Source organism: Variovorax sp. GW821-FHT09D04 (genome assembly GCF_059416405.1).
The window spans coordinates 1-689 of record NZ_JBWKPA010000026.1 but is presented as its reverse complement, the minus strand read 5'-3'; the positions used below and the strand labels follow the sequence as shown (position 1 = coordinate 689).

General features: G+C 64.7%; 1 protein-coding gene. It reads right to left on the bottom strand.

What is annotated here, in order from left to right; genetic code table 11:
- Positions 1 to 689: extracellular solute-binding protein (locus tag AC07O4_RS31500; RefSeq protein ID WP_495306622.1), on the bottom strand; the 689-nt coding region annotated here is incomplete at both ends.

Here is a 689-nt window from a genome sequence, read left to right as displayed (position 1 = left end):
ACCCACATGCCGCACTTGCCTTCGTTGAAGAGCGCGAGGTTCTCGTTGAAGCTGTTGGCCGAGGCGCCCGGCGGGCCGTAGGCCTTCATGAGGTCGACGTAGAAGCCGATGGCGTCCTTCCAGGGCTTGGTGTCGATCTGCGGCTTCCACTGCATGTCGAACCACTGGCCGCCGTTGGTGTTGACCAGCGTGGTCAGGAAGGCCATGTTGTCGCCCCAGCCCGGCTTGCCGCGCAGGCACATGGCGTACAGGCCGCCCTTGGGGTCATGGATCTTGCCGGCCAGCTCCTTCACCTGCGCCCAGGTGGGCTGCTCGGGCATCTTGAAGCCGACCTTGTCGGCCAGGTCCTTGCGGTACATGAGCATCGAGCTCTCGCCGTAGAACGGCGCGGCGTAGAGCTTGCCTTCGTGCGACAGGCCGGCGCGGATGGCGGGCAGCAGGTCGTCGGCGTCGTAGGCGGCATCGGTGGCGATGGGCTGCAGCCAGCCCTTCTTCGACCAGATCGGCGCTTCGTACAGGCCGATGGTCATCACGTCGAACTGGCCGCCCTTGGTGGCGATGTCGGTGGTCACGCGCTGGCGCAGCGTGCCTTCCTCGAGCGTGACCCACTTGAGCTTGATGTCGGGGTTGGCCTTTTCGAAGAAGGGCGTGAGCTTCTGCATCTCGATCATGTGGCCGTTGTTGACGGT